At 40.8% G+C, this 23,981-nt stretch carries 15 protein-coding genes; 1 reads left to right on the top strand and 14 read right to left on the bottom strand.

The window, feature by feature from the left end; genetic code table 11:
• Positions 1-29: 29 nt before the first annotated feature.
• The 6 genes from LH29_RS09950 to LH29_RS09925 form a co-directional block, all read right to left on the bottom strand.
• Positions 30-1,472, bottom strand: coding sequence for a sialate O-acetylesterase (locus LH29_RS09950; RefSeq protein ID WP_045028289.1), 1,443 nt, complete (start codon positions 1,470-1,472; stop codon positions 30-32).
• 208 nt (positions 1,473-1,680) lie between these two features.
• On the bottom strand, positions 1,681-2,196 hold the full coding sequence (locus LH29_RS09945) for a YhcH/YjgK/YiaL family protein (protein WP_052670727.1): 516 nt from the start codon (positions 2,194-2,196) through the stop codon (positions 1,681-1,683).
• Between the two features lie 181 nt (positions 2,197-2,377).
• Positions 2,378-2,920 (bottom strand): RNA polymerase sigma factor, encoded by a 543-nt coding sequence (locus LH29_RS09940; protein WP_045028287.1) that lies wholly within the window; start codon positions 2,918-2,920, stop codon positions 2,378-2,380.
• Between the two features lie 40 nt (positions 2,921-2,960).
• Positions 2,961-3,881 (bottom strand): dihydrodipicolinate synthase family protein, encoded by a 921-nt coding sequence (locus LH29_RS09935; protein ID WP_045028284.1) that lies wholly within the window; start codon positions 3,879-3,881, stop codon positions 2,961-2,963.
• A gap of 8 nt (positions 3,882-3,889) precedes the next feature.
• Positions 3,890-5,821: an FG-GAP repeat domain-containing protein gene (locus tag LH29_RS09930; protein WP_045028281.1), complete on the bottom strand. Its 1,932-nt coding sequence runs from the start codon at positions 5,819-5,821 to the stop codon at positions 3,890-3,892.
• Positions 5,822-5,876: 55 nt separating this feature from the next.
• Positions 5,877-6,917 carry a LacI family DNA-binding transcriptional regulator gene (locus LH29_RS09925; protein WP_045028278.1) on the bottom strand — a complete coding sequence of 347 codons (1,041 nt, stop codon included), beginning with the start codon at positions 6,915-6,917 and terminating at the stop codon, positions 5,877-5,879.
• Positions 6,918-7,204: 287 nt separating this feature from the next.
• Here LH29_RS09925 and LH29_RS09920 point away from each other — a divergent pair, with 287 nt between their 5' ends.
• Positions 7,205-9,811 carry a TonB-dependent receptor gene (locus LH29_RS09920; protein ID WP_045028275.1) on the top strand — a complete coding sequence of 869 codons (2,607 nt, stop codon included), beginning with the start codon at positions 7,205-7,207 and terminating at the stop codon, positions 9,809-9,811.
• Positions 9,812-9,897: 86 nt separating this feature from the next.
• Here LH29_RS09920 and LH29_RS09915 read toward each other — a convergent pair whose 3' ends face one another.
• From LH29_RS09915 to LH29_RS09880, 8 genes are all read right to left on the bottom strand, one after another.
• A complete protein-coding gene (locus tag LH29_RS09915; RefSeq protein ID WP_052670726.1) occupies positions 9,898-11,487 on the bottom strand; it encodes a sulfatase family protein in 1,590 nt (529 codons plus the stop codon).
• A gap of 68 nt (positions 11,488-11,555) precedes the next feature.
• Positions 11,556-13,451, bottom strand: a complete 1,896-nt coding sequence (locus LH29_RS09910; protein WP_045028273.1) for a sulfatase-like hydrolase/transferase — start codon at positions 13,449-13,451, stop codon at positions 11,556-11,558.
• A 3-nt stretch (positions 13,452-13,454) separates the two neighbouring features.
• Positions 13,455-14,864, bottom strand: a complete 1,410-nt coding sequence (locus tag LH29_RS09905; protein ID WP_045028270.1) for a sulfatase — start codon at positions 14,862-14,864, stop codon at positions 13,455-13,457.
• Between the two features lie 5 nt (positions 14,865-14,869).
• Positions 14,870-16,321 carry a glycoside hydrolase family 30 protein gene (locus tag LH29_RS09900; protein WP_045028267.1) on the bottom strand — a complete coding sequence of 484 codons (1,452 nt, stop codon included), beginning with the start codon at positions 16,319-16,321 and terminating at the stop codon, positions 14,870-14,872.
• Between the two features lie 29 nt (positions 16,322-16,350).
• Positions 16,351-17,754: an arylsulfatase gene (locus LH29_RS09895; RefSeq protein ID WP_052670757.1), complete on the bottom strand. Its 1,404-nt coding sequence runs from the start codon at positions 17,752-17,754 to the stop codon at positions 16,351-16,353.
• Positions 17,755-17,843: 89 nt separating this feature from the next.
• The gene (locus LH29_RS09890; protein WP_045028264.1) at positions 17,844-19,433 is read right to left on the bottom strand and encodes a RagB/SusD family nutrient uptake outer membrane protein; all 1,590 of its coding nucleotides are present in this window, start codon (positions 19,431-19,433) and stop codon (positions 17,844-17,846) included.
• Positions 19,434-19,451: 18 nt separating this feature from the next.
• Positions 19,452-22,760 carry a TonB-dependent receptor gene (locus LH29_RS09885; protein ID WP_198152397.1) on the bottom strand — a complete coding sequence of 1,103 codons (3,309 nt, stop codon included), beginning with the start codon at positions 22,758-22,760 and terminating at the stop codon, positions 19,452-19,454.
• A 185-nt stretch (positions 22,761-22,945) separates the two neighbouring features.
• A complete protein-coding gene (locus LH29_RS09880; RefSeq protein WP_045028261.1) occupies positions 22,946-23,980 on the bottom strand; it encodes a FecR family protein in 1,035 nt (344 codons plus the stop codon).
• Between the last annotated feature and the right edge of the window lies 1 nt (position 23,981).

The raw sequence follows: 23,981 nt of genomic DNA, 5'->3' as shown, positions 1-23,981 counted from the left end.
TACTTCTGAAAGATACCATAAATCAATTATTAGTTTTGTTTCAAATCGACTACTATATCATCAGTTCTGAAGGGCGCAACAGGCAATCCCGAGGTATCAAATATGTTCCCGATAATACCATTCCCAAATGCATAGCGAACGTAATGAGGATTCTTTACCTCTCTGGATTTTACAATCAGCGTATTGTTTTTTTTATCTATTTTGCCCTCCGCCGAATGAAATACCTTGTCTGCACCGGCAATCTCCAATCCTTCAATTCCTTCACCCTTGTAAAAAATACCATCTTCGGCATTGTCGAAAAAAATTCTAATTCTGTCATCTTCAATTTGCTGACCTTTTAGTGTTGCAAATTTGTATTTTGAAACTTCCCTGTCATAGGTTTCGGCCAATGCATAATTTGCCAGGCGGTAGCCCACCTGCTTTTTATATCTTGGGTGAATATTATTCGGATCATCCACCTGATCAGATATGACAACCATTCCGGTTTTTTGAACCAGCTCCTGAACTGCTTCCTGTTGTTCGCGAATAAGTGCTGCACTAAATGGAATCGGATATCGTTGATAGGGTGCAATTTGCACATAGTAAAAGGGCAATTCTTTTTGAAATTTATCCCGCCATGCTTCAATCATATTTGCCAGCAAGCCGGAGTATGAATAGGCATTCGGACAATTGGCTTCCCCCTGGTACCAAATTGCACCCGCCATCTTCATTTTAATCAAAGGATGGATCATGGCGTTGTAGGTAGAACTTACGGTGTTATCCCAACCCGTACTTTTTTTCAAAGAAGCAGCTTCTTTAATCACCTTTTCGGGATTTTCAATTTTGTCGATCGGAGTCCAGGTTTCAACAGGTGTTCCTCCCCAATTCGAATTGATCAGGCCAATCGGGGTGCCGAGGTTTTCATATAATTTTTGCCCAAAAAAGTAGCCCACAGAACTAAACCATTGCATACTCTCGGCATTGCAAACTTTCCAGTAGCCGGTACAATCATCCTGCGGATAATCTGCAGTCGCCTTTTTTACAAAAAAGAACCTTATCTGATTATTTTCGCAACTGGATAATGCCTCTTTGGCATCAGCGACACCTTTTTTAACGTTATACTCCATATTCGACTGGCCTGAACACAACCAGAGTTCACCAATCAAAACATCGCTGATGGTAATGTTTTTACCTTCAGACAAGACCTGAATGGTATAAGGGCCGCCGCTTTCCGGAGTTGTTAATGTGGTTTCCCATTTTGCTTTTTCACTTGCTGTTACAAACATTGTATCTTCACTCCACTCGGGAATGATCTTGATTTTTGTGCGTGGATCTGCCCATCCCCAGAATTTTACATCCGAATTTTGTTGTAAAAGCATGTGATCCCTCAGAATAGATGGCAAGCGAAATGATGGTTGAGCTGTTAATACCTGTAAAAACAGCAATAGATTAAGTGGTAACAGAAATAATTTGTAGCGTACGTTTAGTTTCATAAGTTTTAATTTTCATGCTTATAGTGAGATCAGTTATAATTTGCCTTTCCTGCCGGAAGTTGGTATAACTCATTGCATAGGATCTCGTTCGGGAAGATTTTCCCGGATGCCAAAAGCGATCCGGGGAATCTTTAATTAATCAAACTAATTCAATGCGAAATTTAATCTCAAATTATAGCTCTGTGAAGATTATTCTCGTTACGGATTACTATTCATTATACCTGATCTTTAGGACAACTTTTTTTACTTTTTTCTGATCTCCGGTTTTCAAACACGGCCGGTGAATATCATCCGGGAAAAAGATAAAATAACGTGATGGATCAGCTGGCATCAGTTTTCCACCATCGTAACTATAAAATGTAATATCTTTTTCTTCCGAATAAGGAACACTAACAGGTATCGATTGGTCATTTGTGAGCCCAATCAACTCCTCACCCGAAATAACATATTGCAAATCAACGTATTCCCTGTGCGATTCAAACAAAGCATCAGGATGGTTTTTTGTTTCATATTCGCTAACCGCTGCATACACATTTTCATTTAAATCGATGCGGCCAATTTCCAGACTCTTCAGGTCTGTTTCTTCCAAAAACTCAAACACACTGTTCCAGCGATCGGGATATTTTTCGTAGTGTTTTTTAAATTGTTCGATATTGATCGATTCATCGGGTTTTGCCGGAAATTCACTCTGGATTCCCTGTTCGGTAATAATAAGTTCGTTCATTTTTTTATTCTCCTTTGTTGAGGTGCAATTGTTAAAAAACAAGGAACACAATGTACAAATGAATATTAAATATGCTGCATTTTTATCCATGTTCTGATCGTTTTATTTGGTTCTTGTTCTTTCGTTTGAATTCTTTTTAAAACTGGCTGGACATACGATATGAGTTGGTAAAAAACAAAAATCAGGTAGCACATTCGAAGCTCGTTCGGACTACGTACCGGGACTTATGAAGATGAACTTTTACTGTGTTTATACTATGCGACATTTCGTGGCCAATTTCCCTAATTGAAAGTTGATTGTAGTATTTCCTCATAAACACCATTTGCATTTTTTTAGGTAGTTCCGAAACTGCTGCTTTAATTGAATGTAGTAACTCATTCTCCTGCATATATTCAGTGTCATCCGATTCTAATACTGCCTCGAGATAAAGTAATTCATGTTTATCTCTGATATTTAGCAACCTGAGTTGATTGAGGCACCGGTTTTTTACAGCCCGATACAAATAACTTCGTACAGAAGTTTTGATGTTTAACTCATCGCAATGTTCCCACAGGTAAATAAAGACTGCCTGCGTTGCATCTTCTGCCGCATTTACATCAATCAAATAATGACAGGCAAATTTGACAAGTGATTCGTAATGCTTATTAAAAATCATTTTAAAAACATCATGATTTCTATTTTTAAGATGGGTTAAAATCAGCTTTTCATTCAAATTTTGTGTCATACTATTCGTTTTAAAATTTGTTGAGTAAAAAGATTTGCTTTTACATAGGCTCAGTTTTAAGAAATTGAAGATCATTTAGTGCTTTTAATATCACTGCACTGTGTTCACTATCAAAATTTTGGTATGGTTGTGCCAGTACATTTTGGCATAAACCCAACACCGACAGCGCACATTTCATTCCCATTAAAAAGCTCGATCCATTTTTTCCCACATTATAAATTGTTGATGAAACCTGCATTACCTTAGCTTGCAGTTGCTGAACCCTATTGCTGTTTCCTTCTAACGCAGCGTGGTACAAATCCACGTATAATTTTGGGAAGATATTTGCACCACCGTTCACTCCGCCATCTGCTCCCATCATCACCGCCTCGGCCATCATTTCTTCGGGCCCTACAAAAAATGAAAAATCGTCACGATCGCTCATGGCGTGCAATACCGACTGAAAATACGTTCCGTTGCCGGAACTGTCTTTAAATCCAATTACGTTAGGATGATCTGCAATTCTCCTAATCGTTGTAGGTGCAAAAGAAACTTTGGTCATGTTTGGCATATTGTAGAGATAGAGAGGTAACTCCAGCGAATGCACCAGGTTTTCGTAAAATTGGACCAACTCCGACTGAGACAAGGTAAAATAGTAAGGAGGTGCAGAAACCACCGCATCAGCACCGGCTTCATAAGCCACCTGCGAAAGACGAATACTTTCTACAATGGAAGTATGAGAAATACCTACCAACAACGGCAAACGTTTGTTTAAAATACGACTTGATTCCCGTATCAATTCAGTTTGAAGTCTGAAACTCAAACTAGGACCTTCGCCCGTTGTTCCAAGAATAAATATTCCGTGCACACCGCCTTTGATTACATGCTCGATAAGTTTTTCCAGACCTTCGATATCTAAAGTATCGCTATCCAAAAGCGGAGTAATCAAAGGAGGTACTATTCCTTGTAATTTTTGATTCATTTATAAACTTATTTAAAGGTTTTATTTTTTAAGAAATAGAAATGTCCATCTTCGGCACCCAGCAAAATGTCATACTGCCCATCTTTGTCCCAATCGATTGGGGTTGGACTTGTTGTATGACCCGACAAAATAATGTCGCTGATGTTTCCTTTATCCGTAAAATATGCACTGTCGCCTTTCTGCCTGGTATTTTCGTAGTATCCGGCATTTCCTTTGTTGGTGTTCACGATTAAATCCAATCTGCCATCACTGTTCCAATCAACAAAGCACAACTTTCTGCGACCTGATCGCCCACCGATTCCGTCAGTCAATCGCAGCAGTTCTTCCTTATTCCCGGAGTCTTCCAGGTAGAAAATTCGTTTGCCCGGTTTTAACCAAAGCTGCCCATCCTTTTTAAAACGCTCGTAAAAGCTCAAATATCCTTCGTGGTCGAGCATTACCAGGTCACTTAAACCATCGTTATTCCAATCGATAGCATAAGGTGTCGTTCTCCATTGTGTTACCAGTTCGGTTGGTTCAGGATTCCACCAGTTCCATTCCGGTTTAAGAGGTTTTCCTTCCCAGCCCACCTGCACAGAATAAGGGCCTTCCAGATTTAACAGATCACCGGTGTTTTTATACCAAATCACTTTTCCGAAAATAGAATTTGCGATTATATCTTTTTTTCCATCATTGTCCCAATCGGCCACACTTAGTGTCATGTATCCCCATTTTTCTTCTGCCGGCCCTTGGATTGAGCCATTTTTACCTGCTAAAATCCGAATGTCTTTATGATTTGTTTTGAGCAGAACAGGTGCATTCCATTTGGGATTTTTACCGCCACCCAGGTTCTCTATAAAACTGATATTCCCGGCCGAATTACCGCAAATTAAATCTTCATCGCCATCGTTGTCCCAATCAACAGAATAAGGTGTTGAAAGCGCTCCAAATTTTAAATTGTCGGCCTTTTGCTTTAAATAAACCAACGGCTCGAAAACAGGTGCGCTGTTTTTTATTTTTCCGTTATTTTTTAAATAAGCAACACTACCGTCTTCGTCACCTACCAATAAATCAACAAAACCGTCTTTATTGAAGTCTATAGCAGTTGGTGTAATCATCTGCACGTGTAAACGAATGGTATCGCCCCGTGTATCTTTTAAAACCAGCCCTTCTGAAAATGAGGGTTCTGATGCTGAACCTATATTTTTAAACCATGTCAATTTATCTACAAATTCTCCGCAAATCAGGTCGGCTTTACCATCGTTATCAAAGTCGGCCATGTTGGCACCGGGTGCGCCATAAGTTTCCAATGGTTCCCCTCCTGCCTGAATTTTTCCTTTATTAACATACTTTCCATCCTGATTTTCGATGAAATATACAAAACCTCGAAGCGGGCCGTTTTTCCAGTTACCGTTGTCATCGTATGCATTGTCCCAGCCGTATTCAAACCAGTCGTCAATTCCGTTAATGAGGTCCAAATCGCCGTCATTATCAAAATCAACATAGCTCCACAGGTTGCTTCTTACTTTTTTAAAGTCACTTGCCGGTAAAACATCAACCTTTACTGTATCCGGCTGTGAATAAATATTTTCTTTGAAATCTTTGAATTCAATTTCCTGACGGAATACATGCAATTCACCGTTTGCATATGATGCCTGGATATTCTTAAAAGCCCTGTCGGAGAGTCTTTTTGACACATCGAAAAGCGGCTTTTCAGCTGTACCAATATTCTGATAATAATAGAGTCCTTTATAAGGAGTGTCGGGACATGACATAATGATATCGATAAGCCCGTCATCGTTATAATCAAGCGGAATAGGTGCTCCCCAAAGCCCGGTACCAAGTGTTACTACTAAATCAGGATTATTGTATTTTACCCGTATATCATCGGCATGTTGTGCTGTGGTGCAATAGGTAAAAACTAAAAAAACAGCCAGGCTATATAATTTTATTGTACTCATTAATTTGAAATTTTATCTTACTTAATCGTTTTAGCATATGTATATAAAAAATGTATCACGTATGGGTTAAAACATTCTTTTTTGGGGTTGAACTTTGTATAACCAATTCCGGATCAGCAATTATAACATCGTCAGCAGCATAACTACTTCCCGAAATCAAGTCAACTACTCTGTTCACAGCCTCATTGGCTATTTTTTCGATGGGTTGTTTAATATAGGTAACCGGAGAATCCAGCAAATTAAACACATCGCTTCGGTTGAAACCGACAAAGGCTATGTCGTCCGGAATTTTTTTATTCATCTCCTTTAAACAATAAATCCCGTTTATCGACAACATATTTGTAAGACACAAAATTGCTTCGGTATTTCCTTGAAATAAATGGCCCAAAACCTCTCGCATTTCTGATCGAGGATTGGATAGATTAATCCGGTTTATGTTTATGCTTTTTTCCAAACCGGCTTCACGCATCGTTTCTTCGTATCCGGCCACACGCTCCATAATATGATTCATTTGTGTTTCGTAAGATATTACAGAAATGTTCTCGTAGCCCTGATCAATAAGGTGCCGGGTTGCCAGCCTGGTTGCTTTAAAATTATCCAGACAAGAGTATTTTACATCCAAATCAGGAAAATTTCGGTCGAGTAAAACTAAGGGTACATCGTCGGCGATTAATTCGGCGATGGAATTTCTTGAACCATCGCACGGCACAACAATTAGTCCATCAACACCTTTATTTAGAAGAACTTTAATCAGTCTCTCGGTATTCTCCAGATTTTCGTCTGAACTACTGAATAAAACATTGTAATTCAATTCATTAGCCCTATCTTCTATTCTACGCGAAATCGTGGAGTAGAATGGATTTGAAATGTCAGTTACAATTACACCGATGAGTTGAGATTTACCGCCCCTAAGATTTTGAGCCACCACGTTTGGATAATAATTCATTTCTTTGGCAGCAGCCTTAACGCGCTTCACCATTTCATCACTAATGCGATATTGTTTCGCTTTGCCATTTAAGACAATAGAAATCAATGCCGGTGATACCCCAAGTGAGCTGGCTAAATCTTTTATCGATGTTCTCTTCTCTTTTGCCATTGTGATGTGATGATAAAAATCGCTAATTCGATTTAGCGTCAAATATATGCTAATTCGATTAAGCAACAAAACTTTCATGTAATTTTTATTTAAGATTTCTTTAAAAGGAGTTTAGCCGCCCAAATTTCAGATTCATTCTTCTGCTTTCTTCCAATTTGGTATTTTCATTTATATGACGTTTTCTCCCCCTATAAACGATACATTTTCACCTTTTCTACAACAATAATTTAACTATTTTTGCCGCCATTAAAAGACAATAACATCTTTAATAGTTTACATAATCAATTATGAGAAAATTAGTAACAGTTTCCTTGATATTTATTTTTGGCTCGTTGTCAGCATTTGCCCAGAAGACTGCGGTAAAAGGAGTAATAATCGATAAATCAACAAACGAGTCAATACCGTATGCCACGGTAGCCCTACTGAAGGCAGGTGATGAAAATGCATTTGCGGGAAGCGTATCAAGCGAAAACGGAAATTTTATTATCGAAGATATTCCCTACGGAACGTACACCATGTCGGTTTCTTTTATTGGTTATCAGTCTCAGGAATTACCGGGTATAAACCTTTCTTCCGGCAACAAGAATATCGATCTGGGAAAAATTGTTCTTGAGCCTGATGTTATTGGAATTGAAACCGTTGAAGTGACAGCTGCTTCAAGAACTTCGTCAAACAAAATAGACCGAAAAACTTACCAGGCTTCTGATTTTGAAACGGCAAAAGGAGGAACAGCCATTGATGTGCTGAGTAAACTTCCATCGGTTTCTGTTAGCAGCGACAACGATATTTCAGTGCGCGGATCGTCTGATTTTGTGGTTTATCTGAATGGAAAACCAACCATTACCAGTGCTTCGATACTACTTGGGCAAATTCCGAGTGAAAACATTCAAAACATCGACATAATTACCGTTCCTTCATCGAGATATGATGCGCAGGGCAAAGGAGGGATTATAAATATTACCACCAAAAGAAACACCACCAGCGGACTTACCGTGGTAGCAACAGGTATGCTGGGAGGAACTCCATGGAAAAATGAAACCGACGTATTCAGTAACCAAAAACGTGACAATAACAGAATTAATGGCGGCTTAAATCTAAATTACAACATGAACCGGATAAGTCTTCACGGTGCTGTAAATTACACCAACCGCCACAACAAGGGAATTGGCGATATTTACACCTATATCTACCAGGACGAAACACAACCCAATTCTGGTACCTACTACATTTTGGATGGTATGGGAGCACGGCCCAAATGGGATGAAAATTTTTATACCAATTTGGGTGTGGATTTTAAACCCGGAGATAATTCTCAACTGTCGGCCAACTACCAGTATTCCAGAAGACACACCGGCAGAACCGCCCATTATAAATACGACACTTTTTTCAGCAACAGCACAAATGGAACGCCTATCGACGGTACGCTTTACGAATTGTATAACCCCAATGAAATTCACCGAAAAGGACACTTTCAGAACGTTAGCTTTGACTACTTTTGGGAGAGCGGCAACAATTCAGCGCTAAACATCTCCTTTCTTTATGAAAACTCGAACCTCGATCAAACCATCGATAACAAAGAATTTGCGTACGACAACGACAGACTTTATTACGACTACAATTCCAACGAGCATGGTAATCCGGTGTTTCATTCCTACCAGCTCGATGAAACACCTCTTGATGCCTACCGTTTCGAAATAAATTATCAGAAAGATTTTGATAACGAAAGTTCCCTCAACCTGGGAGCAGTATCGGAGTTGGTGCGTTTAGACGGTATTTATGAGTACGATACAGTAAATGTTAACACTGCAGATTTTGCGGGTTATGATTATTTTAACAACACCATTGGCCTAAACCGTGATATTTATGCGGCCTTTGCGGAATTTTCAGGATCGGCAAATAAGTTAAAATATATTTTAGGTCTGCGTGTTGAATACCTCAACCAGAATATGAATGTGAGCAGTACCCGGTATTTTGAGGAGGTTTATGATGTGTTCGGGGAAATTGGCCGAGATTTTAATGAGAAAGAATTCGAACAGAACAAGTTGGATTTTTTTCCTACGCTACATTTAAGTTATCAGGTGAACGACGTAAATGTTCTTTCTTTAGCCGCCAGTCATCGGATTAACCGCCCGCCGGCAAAAGATATGGCTCCATTTTTATACCGGCGCCATCAGGAAATTTTTGAAATGGGCGATCCGCTGTTGGAACCAGAATATAGCTGGAATGCCGACCTCACTTACAACCACCTGTTTGGCAAACACAATCTTTCGCTTACCGGTTTTGTTCGTTCAACAAGCAATGCCATTTACAGGGTTAATCGTCTCGACTATAGCCTCGACAATCAGGGAGGTGTGTTGTTGCGCAGTTTTACCAATGCCGGAACTCAGTTAGCCACAGGTGGTGAGCTGGGATTCAACTTCGATATTATGAGTAAGGTAAAACTATTTGTGGGAGGTTCAGTTTACCAGTTTTCGGTAGAATCGAATGAATCACTTTTTGGCGATCAGAGCAGCAGCAACAGCGTAAACTGGGATGCAAAAACGAACCTCAACTGGACGATCATAAAACCACTGAAGTTTACACTTGATTATTCCTACAAATCGGGAAGTGTTACGCCTCAGGGCAAGGATCTGAAATTTCAGATGATGAACGCGGCGCTGAATTTTACTCCCCAGAAACTGCAGGGCTGGAATTTTTATGCCAAAATGTTGGATGTAATTGGGACCAACCAGGCCGGCGGATTTACCGGAGCAACAGCGAATGGCATGGCCGTATTTCAGCGCGACTGGGTGTACGATTACGAGGGGCAGATTGTAGAAATTGGCGCCTCATTTACCTTCAATCAGCGCAAAGAACAAACAAAACAACGATTGATCGGGGATAAATATTTCTAGAGATCAGGGTCCAATCAAAATAAAAAAGCGCAAGTAATGGCATCAAATCCATTGCTTGCGCTTTTTTTTATATCTGACTTATTTAACTATTCACGAATGGTAAAATCAGCATCGTAATCACTCTTATTCACCCAATTGGCAGGAACTTCTTCTCCTTGCATATAACGGTTGTAATAATCTTTTACTACACCGGAATATTCGTAATTATCAAACACATCGCCATTTCCGAAAATCCGTGGATCACCCTGTTTTTGCAATTTCGCTGTCATTTCCTTACTCATCGTATTTCTGAGTTCGGTATAGTCTTCAATGGCTGCAAGGTTATTCATACAGAACGGATCCTCTTTAATATCATATAGCTCTTCTGAGACACGTTTACCAAAATTAAGTTGCCAGTACTCCGCTTCTCCTTTCTTTCTTCTTGTATCAAGAATGTATGTTTTTGTAGGGCTACCATCGCAATTGAGGTATCCGGTTTCAGGATTGCCTGCAGGCCACCGGTTCGGTTTAAAATTCCGGAGATACAAATAATTATCACGGATTATTCCGCGTATAGGATAACCTTCATCATTGGGGCGACCAACATCATGGCGTTCCTTCCCGATCAGTACAAAATCACGTTCAGGATTAATGATTCCCTCTTTTTCGGTATAAAAAATATCAGTAAGGCTTTTTCCCGCGATGGGCTGCATACCGACCTTTTCGGTTGTTAATCCTGCTAATTCAAGATACGTAGGAGCAAAATCGATAAAGTTCACAAAATCGTCAACAACCCGTCCCGGGTTTTTAATCCCGTTGGGCCAGCTTATTGCCAGTGGCAAATGATTGGAATACTCGTACTCCTGTCCCTTAATCCGGGGGAATGGCATTCCGTTATCGGCTGTAACAATAACGATGGTATTGTTTAATTCTCCTATTTCGTCCAACTTCTGCAACATTCGGTTTAAATGCACATCAAAATATTCAATTTCAAAAGCGTAATCCAACATATCAGCCCGCACGGTATCCACATCGGGCCAAAAAGGCGGAACTTCATCAATCTCATCCATCTTTTTGCTTCCCTTGTTTATTCCCGATTTGAACTCGTATCCGCGGTGTGGTTCGTAACAACCGAACCAGAAACAAAATGGTTTGTCGGCAGGGCGTGCCGCTAAAAATGCCTCAAAATTTGCCGCATAGTCGTTTGTTGAAATTCCGGTGGTAAGCGATGTTGTTTTAAGCTCAGAAAAATTGGTTCCGGTTAGCGCTCTTCTTTTTCCGTCAATTTCTCCCGGATTGCCCGGGGCCCAGCCTTTTCCTACACTCCCAACAAAGTATCCGTTTGCGCTGAGCGCCTCGGGGTAAGTTCTGAACTTTGCCGGAAAATTTGGCGAATGATTACAAGCTTCTTCCAGTTGCCAGCTGTTACGGCCGGTTAAAATGCACGACCTAGAGGGCGCACATTTGGCATTTGGTGTATAGGCACGGGTAAATAAAATTCCGTTACTGGCCACACGGTCGAAGGCAGGAGTGTTTACCCAATCGCAACCATAAGCACCAAAATGTTTCCACGAGGCATCATCAGCAATGGCGAAAAGAATGTTGGGAGCTCGTTTCTTCGCTTTTTTGGGATTTTCCTGACATCCACTCAGGATTGCAATAAGCGAAATCACCAACACAAGAATAGTTTGTTTCATCAGTTTAGTTTTAATTCGTTTCGGTTACGCTTCTTTATCTTCATTCGGGATAGTTCTTTCAAAGATACTTATTCCCGGTATTCATAAGTATTAGGCACCAAATTCAAACTTCCCAAAAAATCCATACATGCTGCTTTCACATCATATCCTCTGTTGGGCAGATCGTGAACCGCCGTAATGGTTTGAATAAATGGCTCTTTATTTTCAATGTACATCAGGAAATTGATGGTTAAGAGAGCGATATCCATATTCTCTGACCGGCAACTTTCAGCAAGAATTTCTTTTGCCTGTCCGTTGTTCCACTGTTGGTAAGCAATTGCAGCTGCCCCGATCCGAACCAAAGGATAGTCATCATTCATTGCTTTTTCGATGTTTTGGCGATAAGCTTCCAGTGTTTCGGCTGGCTGGCTGCGTAATCCCATAATTGCCCAATACCGCACAATTCGGTTTTCACTGTTCAGAAGTTTAACCTGTTTTTCGGCAAAACTTTGCCCTCTTTTCCCCGACATTGAAGCAGCGGAATAAATCTCCTCAAAGGGATATTCTTTCTTGTTCAAGCGGTACTCATATGGTGTAGTGGTTTTTGAAATTAGCCCAATTTCGTATTCAGGTAAAAACATCACATCCCGGGCATTCAACAGGTTTTCGTCCAGTTGCTTTCGCATCCTTTCGAGTACGGTTTTGTATTCCGGATCTGAAACCAGGTTTTTTGTTTCCCAAAGATCATTTTCAATATCGAATAAATATTCATCCGGTCGGGGTTCAAAATAACTCTGCTGAAGCGAATCGAGCAATCCTTCGTGGTAATCGCTTCGCATTTGCTGAACGATCTCTCCAATATACATGTATCGGATGTAACGCCCCTGCGGGATAAAGGACAGGTAATTGCGTGAATAAATGTACCGGCCATCCGTGATAGTGCGTACCATATCAATTCCATTGTCCGACCGATCGGCAGATAACAGCAAATGATCAGTGGTTTCAGAACGATCTTTTCCCATCAGGATACGGCCTTCCAAATGTTCCGGAATTTCTCCGCCGGCCATGCTTATCAGCGTCGGAGCCAGATCTTCAAAACTTATCAGCTCATCGGTTACAACGCCAGCTGTTCCCCAAGGCGACAAATCTTTATACATTTCAGGAAACCACATCACAAAAGGCACGCGGTAGCCATAGTTTATGCCATTGGTTTTTCCACGTGGTTCACCTTCACCATGATCGGCATAAAAGAAAATAATGGTGCTGTCGCGTAAATTATCCGCTTCAAGCCGATCAAGCAATTCTCCGATTCGCTTGTCGGTAAGCGAAATTGAATTGTAAACACGTGCAAAATGTTTACGCATTTCAGAACTTTCGCGGTAAATGGGCGGCATCTCAAAACCATCTTCGGCAATGCGTTCATCCTCATCCAGCTGATTCCATACATTTTCGGTATACCATTCATAGGGCATGGTCATGGTTCTTGACTGGTGTGATTCGTTAAAGTTAAAAATGGCAAAAAACGGCTGCCCCGGTTTTCGGTTCCACCACCCTGCTTTTCCCGAGCTTTCGTTCCAGGCTTCGCGAATAAAATCCTTTGCATTTGCAACATTATAGTCGGTTTTCGAATTGTTGGACACATAGTAGTCCTGCTGTTGCATGTAATACGGAAAACCTTTTATTGATTCGGGAACAGGATAATTGCTCCGGTGATTCCCGGTGCCGGCTTTAAAAGTTCGCACTCCGGTTATTATTGTACTCCGGCTCGGAGAACATACCGTTCCGGTTGAAAAGGCATTGGTAAACCGAACTCCTTCACTGGCGAGCTTATCAATTGCCGGTGTATGGGCATCCTGATTTCCGTAACAGCCAAAAAACTGAGGCGACGAGTCTTCAATGGTTATCCAAAGAATATTCGGTTTTTGTTGTGCATTGGCCGACAATACAAATAAGATCAGGATTAATGAACAGAAATAGGTTTTCATAGTTTATGGTTTGTTTTGATATTCAGGATTTAGCGTTTTGGGAACAGGGGCATTGGTTTCAATTCTCCAGTTTTCGAGAATTTCCAGCAACTCGTTAGCCTTATCGGGTTTCGATTCAGCCAGGTTATTTTTTTCACTAATATCATCCTTAAGGTTATATAATTCAATATCGTTATTTTCGAAATACTGGATCAGCTTCCAGTCGCCAAGCCTCACTGCTGAGCCCGGACGGGTTCGAAACAGCGGATCCTGCGTGGTTGTATCGTTCTTAACATAGGCTTGCAGGTATATGGGGAAATGCCAGAATAACGGACGCTCTTCAAGTGTTTGATTATCGGTTAGAACCGGTAAAAGCGATTTTCCGTCGAGCACTTTATCTTCTGGTTTTTGAATGCCCGCCACTTCAAGTATTGTTGGATAAAAATCGAGATTGGTAACCGGAATACCGGATTTTTCTCCTTTTGGAATTTTTCCTTCCCAAAAAGCGAACATCGGTTCGCGAATTCCCCCTTCGTAATACGCTCCTTTACCCGAACGTAAGGGCCATTGTTTGGTAATTCCGTAATGCCCGCCATTGTCGGAGGTAAATAAAACAAAGGTATTTTCTAACTTCCCCTGCTCTTTCAATAGTGAAATTATCCTGCCAATTTGTTCATCAACATTCTCCACCATCGTAGCATATTTAGCATTATTCTGGCCGTTCCACTCTTTTTTATTTTCGTACTTTTCCATTAGTTCTTTTACGGGCTGAATTGGTGTATGAACAGCGTACGGAGAGTAGTACAAAAAGAATGGGCCGTCCTGCACCGACGATAGAAAATCGAGAGTTTTGTCGACTACCAGATTGGTTAAATAATAATCATCAGACGGAGGCGTAAGCGACGGAACACTTTTGTAAGGAGGATAATAGCTTCCCGGGTTCCCGGCATGGCTTCCGCCTATATTTACATCAAAACCACGTAATGATGGATCATCGGTAAGGTGCCATTTCCCGGCATGACAAGTGGTATATCCATGTTGTTTCAGAATTTCCGGAATAAGCAAGTTATCATCGGGCATGTACTCGTTATTGGTTACAGGAATAAGTTTGCGGTCTTTACTTTTTCCGCGGTCTGAATTGCTTACCGTATAAATTTCATGACGTGGTGTCCACTGCCCGCTCATTAAACAAGCGCGGCTTGGTGCGCAATTAGCGGCACCGGCGTAGGCCTGCGTAAAAATCATTCCGTTAGCTGCAAGCTCATCAATGTTGGGCGTTTCGTAGTATTCCGATCCCATAAAACCAACATCGCGCCATCCCATGTCGTCGATATTAATCAAAAGGATATTCGGTTTTGCTGTATCATTTTTTACCGGAACACAACTAATATTCAGCAGCAGAACCAGTAAAATTATCAGATTATAGTATTTCATAAGATCTAATTATCTGCTTGAATTAGAAAAGTAGTTAATGAGAATTTTGGAGCAGAATAGCTTAGTACATCTTTTGCTTTTACGGGAGCAACTTTTTGGCAGTTCTCGGTTTCGCTTGTTCTGAATACTTCTGAAATTCGTTTGATTTTCTGATTCCCTGTAAATTTCATGTTCACAGGTTTCGCGCTATCCGTTGTATTTAAAACGGCCACTACAATTTCCTTTTTATCCGGACTTTGTGCTGCCAATATCGCATTGTTGTCGGTTTCCAAAATTTGGTATCCCTGTTTGAAAAACCGGGTAATTTGCATACGTACATACAAATTTTTCAGAAGCTCGTATTCTTCTGTTTCAAAGTTGCATTTTACCAATCCCCACACATCGTTATTCTCCTCCATCAACTGCCAGTCGAGCCAGGCCTGAGGTTCCATAATTCGCAAATCATCAAACATTTTTTGGGCGAGCAGCAGATTATTTTCAAGCCCCCTTGCCGGTCGGGGTAATCCCATTGGCCCGGTTTCCGATTGCCAAAATTCTTTTCCCGAAGCTTTAACCAGTTCTCTCGCTATTTCCCTTTCCTTGTTTGTTCCGCCATAAGTGTGCGTGTTTAGCTGCCTTATTTTATCCAGAATATCACCGGCTTCTATATAACTTTTAACTACCCTGTTAAACGATTTCACATTGGTTTCATCGGAAGCCGAAATGGCAGTTTCTAAACCCGACTTTTGCAATTTCGGATACAATATTCTGATGATCTCCATCTGTGTTTCGGGTTCAAAATGGCAGCCTTCCTGGTTTCCCAGGTAGTTCCAGTACGCTGATGTTGATTCGTTAAAAGGCTCCAGTGTTTTAAACTCAATACCGTATTTTTTTTTGTAATGTATGCACACATCAAGCAGATAATCGCAAAACATTTCATAAAACTCGGGGCGAAGGTTATCGTCGGCAGCATTTACATTTCCTGCCGAACAACCGCTGTAGGTCATCCAGTAAGGAGGTGAATTTGAAAAAGCCTCAAAAACTGCATCAGAACGTTTAGCCTTAATCTTAAGCATGATATTTCGTTGAGCTTCATCCGCCTCCCAATTGTAAGGCGATTGGGCCGAAGCTTTAAAACCTTCCATTTCGGCCCGTTTCCCTTTTCCTGTTACCATGTGCCCGCCTGCATGCGACGGATCGTCTCCTCCACCTATATTGTACCTGAAAATGTTCATATTCAAACCGTCGGGAGCGGTAAACAAGTCAATCAGGCTATCCACTAAGAGTTCGTTCCAGTTTCCAACCTGGCCTGCCCACCAGCACAATGAACTCCCCCATCCTTCAATCGTTTGTTTGGTTTTTTCAGTAGAAATCTCCACCTCCTGCATTTCATCCTTTTCTTTATTTACCTGAGCAGGCAAAGCCTGAAGGTCAAATAAAAAGCACAAAAGCAGCAGGGTTAAAACAGCATATTTCATAAGTTTTGGTTTAATTGAACAGAGCAAATTTATTTTTCGGTTTTAAATTTATATATTTCACTGGTTTCGTGACTATTAAAAAGCGTTTCTTTTAAATCAGAAACCTTTTCGGGATACTGATCCAATACATTAAAACACTCTCCCGGATCGTGTGTTAAGTTGTACAATTCATAAGATTCCTGTTCAGGTTTGTTTACGTTTAAGCGGATTAATTTCCAGTTGTCCTTTAGAACCGCCTGTTTGCCACCCTGCTCATGAAATTCCCAGTACAGGTAATCATGCTTTTTTTGTTTTGTTTCGCCTGTAATAGCAGGAAGAAATGAAATACCATCAACCGCCTCCGGCACCTTAACATCGATTAAATCGCACATGGTTGGCAGAAAATCCCAGAAAGCAGAGACATGATACGAAACAGAGCCCGCTTTTACTTTAGCCGGCCAGTGTACAATAAACGGAGCACGGATTCCTCCGTCGTACAAATCACGTTTCCACCCACGGAACGGCCCATTGCTATCGAAATGGTTGGGTAAATGTCCGCCTTCTTTGTGGTTACCGTTATCGGATGTAAATATCACCAATGTATTCTCCAGAACACCCTTTTCATCCAGTAAATCCATTATTCGTTGTACATCTTTATCCAGCAAACTAACCATTGCAGCATAAACGGCCTTTGGTTTCTGCTGTGCAATATAGTGCTGGCCATCGGGATGTGGAATTTCGTGAAACTGACCATCATACTCACCAATTAATTCTTCAGGTATATCAATATCGGCATGCGGAATTGTTGGTGTCAGGTACAGAAAAAAGGGCTTATCAGCACTTCTGTCGATAAACTCAAGTGCTTTATCCATAATTAAAGTGTGACTGTACACTTCTTTCTTTAACTTGATTTTTTCTTCATTTTCATACAGAAACTCGGGATAATACCGGTGTGCATTACCTTGTCCCAGGTAACCAAAAAAGTAATCAAATCCCTGTTTGTTCGGGTGCCCTTCTGATTCCGGGCCACCAAGCCCCCACTTGCCTACACAGGCAGTTTGATAGTTTTTCTGTTTCATCAGCTCAGCAACAGTAATTTCACTGCCGGCCATGGGGTAATCATATTTTACACCATCATTTGCTGTTACTCCTTTGTTGCCGCGAACGAAAGAATGCCCCGTGTGTTTTCCGGTCATGATGGTACAACGAGACGGAGCACAAACTGTACTACCCGAATAATGTTGCGTAAACACCATACCGTTTTTGGCAAGCGCATCAATTGCCGGCGTTTTTATGACATCCTGCCCGTATACACCAACATCGCCAATACCAAGATCGTCGGCCATTATATAGATTACGTTTACAGGTGTATTGTTTTGTGCTGAGGCTACTTTGCTGTTCAGCCATGTACAACAAAGAATAAAGCTAAATACGAAAAGTAATTTTTGAACCATTTTCTCCATCATTTATTTATTATCAACTTATCAGTAAGTAAGAAAAACAGGCCCTGAAGCAGGGCCTGTTAAACGCTAACTAAACCTAACTATCGGTATCCATTGTTTGTTGGATCAGTTTCCAACAATGCGGGATTTAATTGAATTTCAAGCAAAGGTATTGGATACAATACATGCTTTGGCTGAATATTATTAGCCGGATTGTTCCAGCTGCGGTGTTCAACCGATTTTACAACATCAAGTAAAATTCCCCAGCGAATAAGATCCATACGACGGTGCCCTTCAGCACACAACTCAAATTTTCTTTCGTCATACATCGCCAAACGAAATTCCTCCTGAGACATTCCGCTCCAGGGCTGATCCGGATCAAATGCCCGCTCACGCACTTTATTCACATATTGATAGGCATTGTCCGGGCCATTTAGCTCATTCTCGGCCTCGGCTGCCATCAAATAAACATCGGCCATACGAAATACGATGTAGTTTTCGGGATGGTTGCCCCGAAGAGAATTTTCCTGATCGAGATTCCAGTTTTTTCTGAAGTATGGGAATTTCAATTTCCATCCAATGTATTCAGTTACAATGGTAGCATCATAGCGTAAATCACCGTCCTGCCAGTTTTCGCGTCTTGCCAGTTCGGGTAAAGGAACCGACCAACCGTAACCTGTCATATCTTCGTTTTGGGCTTGCAGCAAACTTTGAAAATATTCCCAGTTTTTCATCTGCGTACCATTCGGTTTTAAAACCGGATTACCATTTTCATCAACAGCATTTGCGCCCCGGTTAGCGGGTTCATCCCTGATACGGGGATTATAATCATCTGTACGTGTAGTATTTCCTTCACCAAATGCAGGATCTGAAGTAAAATCAACAACAAAAATATGTTCATCATTGTACTGATCTGCCGGATCGGTCTGATCAAACACATCAGCGAAGTTATCCAGTAAGCGGTGTGGCGAATTATCTATTATTGATTTACATTCGGTTAAACAATTCTGCCATTCCTGGTCGAATAAATGGTATTTGGCTTTTAACATGGTAGCCGCCCATTTTGTAGCACGCCCAAGGTCAGATCCAGCATACGAACCGGGTAAAAGGGTGATTGCTCTTGCGAGGTCTTCTTTCATATCGGCCCTGATCTGGCCTTTTGGACTACGGGTAATGGTTGAAAGCTCTTCATTACTTGGCAGCTCTCTGAAATACGGAACATCGCCCCAAATATTTGTTAAATGGTAATAACACAAAGCCCGCATAAAAAGAATTTCGCCAACCGCTTGATTACGTGCCGATTCCGATAAATTTTCATTCCCATCGACATTTTCAAGAAACAGTGATGAGTTACGTGCCAACTCGTACAATTTATTCCAGGTACCATATCCGTCGGCAACACCTTCCGCAAACAAATAATTATGTACTTCTCCATTCACATTTCGGCTAGCGGCTACCACATCAGCTCCGTGTGTATAAAAATTATCGAGTCCGCGTTGACGATAAAGATTATTATTATGTAATAAACGATACAAACCGTTAACAGCCAATTGAGCTTCGGCATCGTTGTTAAAAAAGTTATCAGTAGTAATTCCGCTGCGGAATTCTTCTTCCAGGAAACTGTCGCAACTGCTGAATAGCAGCAAGCCCACCAGAAAGACACTTAATAATATTTTAGATATATTCTTCATTTGTTTAAGTTTTTACGGTTAAAAATCGATTTTTACACCTACGGTATAAGTTCTCGCATAAGGATACTGGCCCGTTGCTACACCCTGAGAGAGGTTATTGCTGCCATAGTTGCTAACTTCGGGATCGCCTAGCGTCCAGTTAGTGATCAACAACAGGTTATTACCTGCAACATAAACATTAAAACGGCTAAACAAATTATCGATTCCAAGCTTTTTAACCGGAAGATTATAGCCCAGCGACATTGATTTCAAACGAATGAACGAGGCATCTTCTATTAATGCGGTACTGTTAGGATTAAACAAACTTGTTGAAGTACCGGCCCGGGGAACATCAGATGTTTCATTCAAACCTTCAACCCAACGATTTGCAACATCGGGAACCAATACCTGATCGCCACGACCAAACCATCCAACATGTGTTAGCAAGTTGTACATTTCATTTCCGTATGAATACTGAAAGAAACAATCGAAGGTAAATCCTTTATAATTGAGTGTATTTCGTAATCCGCCGTAAAAATCAGGCTGCGGACTACCGATCGGCAATTTATCTTCATCGTTAATCACCGAGTTTCCATCTAAATCAACATAACGCGGACCTCCGAGAAAAGATACTCCAACGCGGCCATCGTCAATAATTTCCTGTTCTGTTTTATAGGTTCCCAGGTAAGTTGCACCAACAAACACAGGTGCCGGTTCGCCTGGAATCAAGCGTAATCCCGCCCCACCCTGGTTACTCGGCTGGTTTAAGTTTATATAATCGTCTCCGCCAAGGTCGAGAACCTTATTTCGGTTAGCAGAAAGTGTAAAAGTTGTTTCCCAACTAAAATCAGATTTCGAAATGTTTACTGAATGAACACTAAACTCGAGTCCCTTATTTTCGATCGATCCAACATTTTGCAACTGCGACCCACCGGCTGTTCCGGGTAAATCACGCGCCAGCAGCAGATCTTCGGTTGTTTTTTTATACAGGTCGACTTCGAAGCCAAAGCGGTTATTCAAAAATCCCATTTCAACACCAAAATCCCATTGTTTTGTTGTTTCCCAGGTTAGATCTTTACTAGGCAAACCACCAATAAGCACTGCAGGTACTAATGTTTCGTTAAAATAGGTTGCCGAACTGTTGAATTTAGCCAACGAATTATATGGATTAACCCCTTGTTCTCCAACAATACCATAACTTCCTCTTAATTTCATCATGGAAATGGATCCAAAATCCTCCATAAACTGCTCTTTATAAACGTTCCAGGCTACACCAACTGACGGAAAGAATGCATATTTATTCCCATTTTCAAAAACCGAAGAGCCATCACGACGTCCCACTAATGTTAACAGGTATTTTCCTTTATAACCATAGTTAATACGACTAAGCATTGAAACAAAAGTACGTTGGTTGTAACCCGATCCTACCTGGTTTAACAGCGGATCTGAACCAAAGCTAAGATTATTAAACTCCAGAACATCATTTGGGAATCCCTCGGCAGCAGTACTAACCGATTCGTTTGAAATTTTTTGCATGGTAAAACCACCCAGAACTTTGATGTTGTGATCTCCCAAATCTAAATTGTAGGTTACTGTATTTTCATTCAAAATACTTTGTTTCTGATTGGTATCGATACTGGCATATCCGCCAACTCCCTGGGCTGAACGCTCGGGCAGTGCTCCGGGATTGTAAACATTACCTTTAAAGTAATTTAATTCAACACCAACAGAGCTACGAAATACCAGGTCTTTAACCGGCTTAAATTCCAGGTATGCGTTTGATATAATATTTGTAACCAAATCGTGATTAACGCGCATCTGAATATCCGCTTCAGGATTACGTTGTAATGACCCACTAACAGGATTGGTTGAAGTAAAACTGCCATCTTCGGTATATACCTCACGAATGGGAAGTACTGCCGTAACAATCTGACTATATGCAACTTTATTGTTCTCTTTTTTAAACTTCGAAATGTTTAAACGAACACCCGTTGTAAATTTATCAGACAAATTAAAATCCAGGTTGGTACGTAATGAAAAACGCTCAATACCTGAAGCTCTTACAACTCCTTCCTGATCAAAATGATTAAAAGAAATATAATAATTGGCCTTATCGGCATTACCGGTAATTGATACGTCGGTATTATTAATTAATCCGTTTTGAGATACCAGGTCAATCCAATCGGTATACGGTGCCGATGCCGGATCATCGAAGATCAGTGGCAAGGATGAATCAGTATATCCATAACCATCGGGGCCGGGTACAAACTGTGCTTCTTCATTACGATATTCAGCATACAGTTTTGAGTCGGCCAGCTCAATTCGGTTTGCTGTTTGCTGATAACTCAGGTATTGGTTCACACTAACCTGAGTTTTACCCTTTGCAAGGTTTTTACCATTTTTCGAGGTAATTAAAATTACCCCTGAAGCTCCCCTTGTACCATAAATAGCAAGTGCAGTTGCATCTTTCAGCACTTCAATCGATTCAATGTCGTTAACGTTAAGGTTGTTTAGGTTAAAATCTGTTCCGGCAATAAATCCGTCAATTACATATAACGGGTTGTTATTACCGTTAATCGAACTGGTTCCCCTAATACGAATGACTGCATTACCTCCCGGAACACCACTGGTAGAGGTTACCTCAACACCTGCAGCACGCCCTTGCAGAGCCTGATCGACACGAACAGTTGGCTGATTTTCAATAATTTCGGCTTTTACCTGTGCTACAGATGATACCAGATCTTCTTTCTTGGTAGTACCGTATCCAATGGCCACTACCTCTTCAATACCGATATAATCCTGTATCATCGTTACATTAACTTCCTCCTTACCATCAATACTGACTTCCTGAGTCATCATTCCAATAAAAGAGAAAACAAGTACCTCTGCATCATCGGGCATTATCATCGAATAATTGCCATCAATATCAGAAATTGTTCCCTGGGTTGTACCTTGAAAAACAATTGTAACACCCGGCAAGGGTTCACCATTCTCATCTCTCACAGTACCCTTTATTTGCTTATTTTGTTCGCCATCCGAATTCAATTCGGAGTTTGACAAAACAATCTGCCGATCAACAATGGTATACTCCACAGGTGTTCCATTGAAAATCACATCAAGTACCTCCTCAATTTTTTTACTTTGAAGGCTTACATTTATTTTACGTTCAACATCAACAATTTTGCTGTTGTACAAAAAATAAAATTCGGTTTCGCTTTCGATTTGTGTTAATACTTCGCGAACGGTTGAGTTAGAAACCTCAAGGCTTAGTTTTGTTACCTGAGAATAGCTATCAACAGCAAATCCCTGAATAACAGCGAGGAAAAAGACATACAATGTTAACCTCATACACAAAAAAGTTTTAGTAGCCCATAGCTTTTTCAGCCCGGGCCAATTCATTCCAAATTTTTTCATAAGTTTACTTCGCTTTTGAATTAATAATATTTATTAGTTCCCCTTTATCTTTGGCCAAAAAGACAAAGGGAAAGTACAATGGGAAGCGGGCCAACGCTTCCCTTTGTTTTATATGTTAGTTATTTTTCGATGATCTCAATCTCCATTTTGCTAAAAGTATTATCGGCTTTGCGTTTTCTATTTTTAATTCTATAATCAATTGGTGCAGAAAGTTTTAGCAAATCAAGCACCTGAATCAGGGTTTCGTCTTCAAATGTGGCGGTGTATACATAGTCCTCCAGGTAAACGCTACTTATGTCAATATCAACATTGTACCAACGATTAAGTCGTCGTACAACGTCTTCCATAGAATCGTCGCGAAACATTAATACTCCATTTTTCCAGGCAATGTATTTAGCCACATCAACCTGTTCTACAAAAAGTTTGTTATCACTACCGGCAAGCGTTGCTTTATCACCGGGTTTTAATGCCTGAATTACACTGCGTTGCCCGGAAGCGGCACATTGACAAAGATTAACACTGCCTTCAACCAAAACGACTTCAACGAGTTGTTCATCCGTGTAATTTGAGGCTTTAAATTCTGTACCTGTTACTTCCACTACAATTTTTCCGGTGTTAACAAGAAAGGGCTTCTCGTCATTTTTCGCCACGTCAAAATAGGCTTCTCCCTGAAGCTCTACTTCCCTTGTATTGCCCGAAAAAGCAAGTGGGTAGCGCAAGCTTGTGTTTGAATTTAAGAATACGTAAGTTCCGTCGGGTAATTCGAACTGCGATCGCATTCCTGTTTCAGTTTTTAGCGTATACCACTGTTGGGCTTCCGGTGCGATATCCGGTTCCTGCAAGTAGAAATAAATACTGGCGAACAACAGCGGCAGAATTAAAACCGCTGCAATTCTTTTAAAAATCTCTACAAAGCTGGTTTTTGTGGTATTATGTATTCGTTTATGAACCTTTTGAAGTGCCTGAACGGCATCATACTTTTGCATGCTCCGAAGACGCTCTGTTTGCTGCCATACTTTTTCAAACTCGTTAAAAGATCTGGCATTTTCATCTGAAGCATCTATCCATTCGGATACTTTTTGTTTTTCTTCCCGGCTAAGTGAGTCTTCAAACCAGCCCGGAAGTAATTCTTCGATATATTGTTCTTTGCTCATT

The organism is Draconibacterium sediminis, assembly GCF_000949475.1.
Classification (GTDB): Bacteria; Bacteroidota; Bacteroidia; order Bacteroidales; family Prolixibacteraceae; genus Draconibacterium; species Draconibacterium sediminis.
The sequence above is the reverse complement of the archived record's forward strand: the minus strand, read 5'-3'. Positions and strand labels throughout refer to the sequence as shown.